Source organism: Sphingomonas tagetis (genome assembly GCF_024211275.1).
Taxonomy (GTDB): domain Bacteria; phylum Pseudomonadota; class Alphaproteobacteria; order Sphingomonadales; family Sphingomonadaceae; genus Sphingomonas; species Sphingomonas tagetis.
Genome location: NZ_JAMLDX010000006.1, coordinates 242,427 through 248,957 on the forward strand (window position 1 = coordinate 242,427; position 6,531 = coordinate 248,957).

The following is a 6,531-nucleotide window of genomic DNA, read 5'->3' on the forward strand; positions in this document are numbered from 1 at the left end:
CATTGCCGATCATTGAGGCGCAACGGCCAAATGCAGCGCGAGTTCCATCGTCGGGTCGCACGAGAGAATGCACTCACCGCAAATCCACTTCTAAAAACTAGGCGGGCCCGCCATCAGTGCGCCGCGACCCTTGGCCCTCCGCATGGCTGCCTATCAAGACATTGAAAATATTGACAAAATAAATACATTACGCTGGCGTCAAGCCGCTGAGCTGATCCCCATGATCGCCGGTTGGGCACCTTCGCATCTCTCTTCCCTTCAACCGACCTTTAACCGGTTCGCCTTTAGTCCTGCGCGAAACCGCGGGGGCCAAGCCATGTCATCTTCGAAGAATCTGTCCAAGTCCGGCGAGATCGTGATATTGAAATCTGTGGGCAAAGCAGCACAGATATCAGCACTTGCGCTCTGTGTTGCGTGCGGTGGCACCAGCTCGAATACCTCGACGTCTGGTGTGGTCAGCGTCTCACCCACGCCTACCCCGTCACCATCTTCGACGCCGACCCCAACGCCCACGCCGGCCGCAGCTACAACGGTTCCTCGCAACCGCTCGCTGTTGGGCGTGAATGTGGCTTCGGTCGATTACTACAGCGGTGAACGCAGCTTTTCCAATTTGCTTGTGGGCAGCGAATGGGTCGATCCCAACAAGAGCTGGAACAAGCTTGATCCCTCACGCGTCGATGCGAATGGCTATGTCATAAGCCTCGCCGCCGGTGAGCAGGCGAACATCATTCTGACTCCGCCTGCCGCGACCATGGCGGGTTCGGAGGTTGCGATCCGCTGCACGTACACCGGCTCCGGCAAGATCGCGGTGCGTGGAACGATCAAGGACGTCACAGCGGGTGATCATCAGGTCGAGTTCATTTGGCCAGCGCTGGCGCTTGGCGAACAGCGTGTGTACCTGGAGTTGCTGGAAACGTCTGCGGCCGATGGCGTTCGCAACCTCGATTGTCGCGAGAAGGACGCTGCACGCAGCCAGTTGTTCGCGACCGATTTCATCGAATCGCTCAAGCCCTTTGGCGTCATACGCTTCCTTGACTGGTCCGGGGCAAACGGGAAAGCCGCTTTCACCTGGGCCAATCGCCAGTCACCGGACGCGCTCGTCCAGGTCAACTCAAAGAACGTTGCGCTGGATCACATGATCGCGCTGGCAGTCCAGACGGGCGCCAGTCCTTGGCTCCCGATCCCCTGGAATGCGGACGAATCGTATGTGCGTGGCATGGCACAGCTGGCTCATGCCCGGATCCCGGCAGGTACGCCGGTATATGTCGAACTTGCGAACGAAGTCTGGAACTACGCGTTCCCAGTGACCCATCTGGCGCAGGAAGAAGGGCTCGCGGCGGGGCTGTCTGCCGATCCGTTTGAAGCCACGCTCCGGCGCTACGCCCAGAAAATGGCTTGGGCGATGAAAATCTGGACGGAAGTCTATGCTGACCGGCCCGCGGATCTGGTCCGGGTCGCTGCGACCCAGCATTCCAATCCGTGGACGGCATCCACGGTGCTTTCGTACAGCGACACTGCGAAATATGTCGATGCCCTGGCCACTGCTCCTTATTTCGGTCACACGCTTTTCACGGACAATCCCACTTCGGATCTGGCCACCCTGTTCTCGGCGTTGTCGGCCGATGCTTCCAAAGTGATCAAGGTCCAGGCAAGCGCGAACCAGGACATCGCCAAACAATATGGCAAGCGCTACATCGCCTACGAGGCTGGGCAGCACCTGATCAACAGTTCAAACCATACGTTGCTTGCCGCGCTTAACCGGAACACGCTCATGGCCGATGTTTATCGGGCCTATCTCTCGGCGTGGCGCACCGACGTCGGCGACGTGATGACCCTCTACAGTTCGACAGGCCCAATCACCTCGTCGGGCGCCTGGGGGTTGCGTGAATATGCGGGCCAGCCGCTCACGGCGGCGCCCAAGCTTCGCGCAGCTGTTCAAGATGCCAATTACTGGGTCAAATGAGCTCCTGCTGAAAACCGGCAGACTGTTGTCATGTAGTTGGCAGGGCGCGTTGTATCGTGTCGACGGCGCCAGCGAACGGCGGGCGACATGAAGCCGTGAGGGCTGAGCGATGTCGGAGCTCAGGATATCAGGCGCGAAATTGTACCGTGGAGGGAATCGCGCCATGGGGGGGCGCTGTAGCCGAAGGTATTGGCAAAGCGCGTCGTATCGAGACGTGAGTTGGCAGGCCGCTTGGCCAGCGTGGGATAGGCGCTCGACGGAATACCGATGACCTTTGCCGTTGGGCCTCCGCGGCAAGTGCTTTCGGCGAAAATCGCCCGAGCGAAGCCGGCCCAGTGCGTCCCGCCACTGCCTGCGACGTGGTAGACCGCGTTGGTCCCCTTGCCCGGGTCGATTTGCCACGCCGCGATGACCGCCATGAGTGCGTCTGCGATGTCGAACGCACTGGTCGGATTGCCGAACTGGTCCTCGACCACCGCCAATTCGCTGCGCGTTTCGGCAAGCCGCAGCATTGTCTTCACGAAATTACTGCCGAACGGGCTGTATACCCAAGCCGTCCGCACGATCGCATAGGTGGCGTTCGAAGCGACCACTGCCTGCTCGCCAGCCAGCTTGGTCGCGCCATAGACGCCGAGCGGCCCGACAGGCTCGTCTTCGCGCCAGGGGCGGTCGAGCGATCCGTCAAACACATAATCGGTCGACAGGTGGATCATCCGCGCGCCGATCTTTGCGGCGGAGCGGGCGAGCGCGCCGGGGGCGTCACCATTCACCGCCATCGCCAGCGCCGGCTCGTCTTCAGCCTTGTCGACTGAGGTATAGGCCGCAGCGGAAATCACCAGCGCCGGATTCACGGCTGCTACCGTGCGCTCGATCGACGAAGCATCGGCGAGATCGAATTCCGGTCGTCCGGCAAAGACGAGTTCGTGACCAGTCCCCCGTTCGGCCAGGCTTCGCGAGACCTGTCCTTCGCGGCCGGTGACCAGGATCCTCACCCCGTCTTACCCAGCCGTTGTCCGGCATAGCTGCCCGAGCGGATCGGCTCCCACCACCAGCGGTTGTCGAGATACCAGTCGGCAGTACGGGCAAGGCCGGTGTCGAAACTTTCCTCCGCCTTCCAGCCGAGGTCACGCTCGATCTTGGTCGCGTCGATCGCATAGCGCCGGTCATGGCCGGGGCGGTCCGCGACGAAGGTGATCAACTCGCGCCGCCTGCGCCCATCGGCCAGGTGGACACGCGCATCAAGTACGTCGCAGATCGTCTCGACCACCTGCAAGTTGGTTCGCTCGTTGCGGCCGCCGACATTGTAGCTTTCCCCCACCGCTCCTCGGGTCAACACCAGTTCGAGCGCCCTGGCGTGATCGTCCACATAGAGCCAGTCCCGGACATTCTCGCCCTTGCCATAGACCGGGAGCGGCCTGCCCTCGAGCGCGTTGAGAATGACCAGGGGGATCAGCTTCTCGGGGAAATGATAGGGGCCGTAATTGTTCGAGCAGTTCGAGAGCACCACCGGCAGACCGTAAGTTTCGTGCCAGGCGCGCACGAAATGATCGCTGGCCGCCTTGGACGCTGAATATGGGGAGGAGGGCGCATAAGGCGTATCTTCGGTAAAGATGCCGCGGTCGAATGGCAGGTCGCCGAAGACCTCGTCGGTAGAGATGTGATGGAAGCGGAAAACCGCCTTTTCCGGACCTTCGAGCCCGCGCCAATATTCGAGCGCGGCCGACAGAAGGCGAAACGTTCCAACGACGTTGGTCTCAACGAACGCGCCTGGACCATCGATCGAGCGATCGACATGGCTCTCTGCCGCAAGGTGCATGACGCCTTCAACCCGCTCGTCGCGCAAAAGCCCAAGAACCAGCGGCACATCAGCGATATCGCCCTGCACAAAACGATAGTTCGGCGCGTTTTCGATCGCCTTGAGGTTGGCCCGATTGCCGGCATAGGTCAGCAAGTCGAGATTGACGACACGCTTCCCCTTGCCGACCAGATGACGCACCACCGCCGAGCCGATGAAGCCGGCGCCGCCGGTGACGAGAATGGTCTGCATCGAATCAGCCCTGATAGACGAAAGGGGAAGCGAAATCGGCAAGCCGCGGCGCGACAAGATCCTTGTCCGATAACGTTGGCTCCACGCCGAGCTCCGGCCAGTCGATGGCGAGATCGGGGTCGTTCCAGAGAACGGCCCCCTCATGCGCCTTCGAATAGGGGGCGCTGACCTTGTACAGCACCTCCGTATCGGGCGTCAGCGTCATGAAGCAATGTGCGAAGCCGGCCGGCACGAGCAACTGGTTCCACTTCGCCGACGACAGCTCGCAGCCCACCCATTTGCCATAGTCGGGCGAGCCCCGGCGGATATCGACCGCGACGTCATAGATCGACCCGCGCAACACGCGCACCAGCTTGTCCTGTGCAAAGGGCGGCGCCTGGAAATGCAGCCCACGAACAGTCCCGATCTCGGCTGAAAAGCTTTGATTGTCTTGGGCCCAGTCGATCGCGATGCCTTCGGCGGCGAAAGCGGACTGTTTGAAAACCTCGGAAAAGAAACCCCGGTGATCGCCATATTTGGGCGGCGTCACCTCGATCACCTCGGGGATGGCAAGGCGGCGGAACACGGTCATGCAAGGGCCGCCACGCGCCGTTTGAGATAGTCCGCATAGCCCGTCTTGCCGAGCGTTGCGGCGCGGGCGAGCACCGCGTCGCCGCCAAGCCAGCCGAGGTCGAGCGCGATTTCCTCAGGGCACGCAATCTTGATGCCCGTGCGATTCTCGATCGTCCGCACATAGCTGCTGGCATCGTGCAGGCTCTCATGCGTGCCGGTATCGAGCCAGGCGTAACCGCGCCCCAGCCGCGTCACGTGCAAATCGCCACGTGCCATATAGGTGCGGTTGACGTCGGTGATCTCTAGCTCTCCGCGCGCGGACGGCCTCATCGACCGCGCAATGTCCACGACGTCTTTGTCGTAGAAATACAGGCCGGTAATCGCCCAGTTCGACTTCGGATCAGCAGGCTTCTCCTCGACGCTGGTCACCCGGCCTGCGTCATCGAACGAAACCACGCCGTAGCGCTCCGGATCATCGACATGATAAGCGAAGACATTGGCCCCACCCTTGGCCGCTTCTGCCGCAGCTTGGCGGCATTTTTCGCCCAGCTTGTCGCCATGATAGATGTTGTCGCCCAGGATCAACGCGCTCGCCTGCCCGGCAACGAAGTCCGCGCCGATGATGAAGGCTTCGGCCAGGCCGTTGGGCTGCGGTTGCTCAGCATAGCTGAAATCCACGCCGAACGCACTGCCGTCGCCCAGCAGCGACTTGAACAGCGGCAAATCGCGGGGCGTCGAGATGATCAAGATTTCTCGAATGCCGGCAAGCATCAGGACGGATAGCGGATAATAAATCATCGGCTTGTCGAAGACCGGCATCAACTGCTTCGAAATCGACAGCGTAGCCGGATACAACCGCGTGCCGCTGCCTCCAGCGAGAATGATTCCCTTCATAGATGCCCCGGCCTCATCACCATGAATGCCCTCCTAGGCGTGCACGTAATCCATGGCAACGTTGATAGCCGGGGCTGTCTATGGGATCGACAAACCGTCCCTCACATTGGCGAAGGCTGGACATGGTAGGAGGTGGGAAGTCGACTGGAGGTGCCGCCTTGCTCGTTGATGCCGCCGAACCGGTGCTCGTTCCGTTCCTCATCAAACCGAAAATTTGTTCACCAGGTTGAATCTCAGCGCATGGTCTAACCGTTTCCATTTAAAATATGCGTCCGAGTATCGAGACATGCGCAGCCCAATCAGGCATAGAGACGGTCCGTGGCTTTTGCAAAACGCCTCCGCCCTTGCGCTTGTTTAGCCCAGACTACACTATCGAGTCGAAACCAGCGAACTGGCCGTCCTTGGGATCGGTGGGAGGCGTGTGTTGCAAGAAGTCGTAGACGGCAGCGGGGAACGCCTTGAGGTTGCGGGGCTTCACATCCCGGCGGATTGGTCGACCCCCTGGGATAGATCTAACGAATATCAAATAAAGAGTGACGGCAAATCCCGCTTGACTATGTTCAAAGTTTTAAACGAGCGGGGAAGCTTTTCAATCGATGTCGAATTAATTCCGTCGGCGAATTGTCGCGCAAGATGGAAGATGTACGTTCTCCGAATTCCTGTAAGATGCAGAAGCTTGGAGAACGGGAAGATTGTGTTCACCCATTCTAACTCTCCCGTTCACACGCTCCATAGGTTTTCAACCCGATCGGCAGATGCGCTCATAGATGAAATTCAGCACTGGATTTGGCGCTGCAATAATTGGTCGACTGCCAGAGATTGACAGCTCGCCCCTGTCGATTCGACGGAAAATCCTGCGCGTATTTTGCGCGGCGTTAGCTTCACACCGTCGCCAGCGGCGCACTGCCTTCCTGGTCGCCACCCGTATTGAGTAGATGCGGCCTAGGGTCAGGATCTGTAATTTGCAGTTGCTTGGCGGTTGTCCCTTGAGGGTCTCAAGGATCTGTCCGCACTCGCCGGCCGATGGGTCGGTGGTGCTGTATCGGGTCTCACAAGGCCGGACGTTGCATTGACT

6 protein-coding genes are annotated in these 6,531 nt (G+C 60.1%); 1 reads left to right on the plus strand and 5 read right to left on the minus strand.

Features of this window, described 5'->3' with window-relative positions; all coding sequences use genetic code 11:
- Positions 1–142 precede the first annotated feature (142 nt).
- Positions 143–1,963: a hypothetical protein gene (locus M9978_RS10410; RefSeq protein ID WP_254292971.1), complete on the plus strand. Its 1,821-nt coding sequence runs from the start codon at positions 143–145 to the stop codon at positions 1,961–1,963.
- A 119-nt stretch (positions 1,964–2,082) separates the two neighbouring features.
- Here M9978_RS10410 and rfbD read toward each other — a convergent pair whose 3' ends face one another.
- From rfbD to M9978_RS10435, 5 genes are all read right to left on the minus strand, one after another.
- Positions 2,083–2,955, minus strand: coding sequence for a dTDP-4-dehydrorhamnose reductase (gene rfbD / locus M9978_RS10415; RefSeq protein ID WP_254292972.1), 873 nt, complete (start codon positions 2,953–2,955; stop codon positions 2,083–2,085).
- Positions 2,952–4,010: a dTDP-glucose 4,6-dehydratase gene (gene rfbB / locus M9978_RS10420; protein ID WP_254292973.1), complete on the minus strand. Its 1,059-nt coding sequence runs from the start codon at positions 4,008–4,010 to the stop codon at positions 2,952–2,954. The genes rfbD and rfbB overlap by 4 nt, the downstream gene beginning before the upstream one ends.
- Before the next feature lie 4 nt (positions 4,011–4,014).
- A complete protein-coding gene (gene rfbC, locus M9978_RS10425) occupies positions 4,015–4,581 on the minus strand; it encodes a dTDP-4-dehydrorhamnose 3,5-epimerase (protein ID WP_254292974.1) in 567 nt (188 codons plus the stop codon).
- Positions 4,578–5,456, minus strand: a complete 879-nt coding sequence (rfbA, locus tag M9978_RS10430) for a glucose-1-phosphate thymidylyltransferase RfbA (protein WP_254292975.1) — start codon at positions 5,454–5,456, stop codon at positions 4,578–4,580. The genes rfbC and rfbA overlap by 4 nt, the downstream gene beginning before the upstream one ends.
- Positions 5,457–6,195: 739 nt before the next feature.
- On the minus strand, positions 6,196–6,531 hold a 336-nt coding region (locus tag M9978_RS10435; protein WP_254292976.1), incomplete at its 5' end, for a hypothetical protein.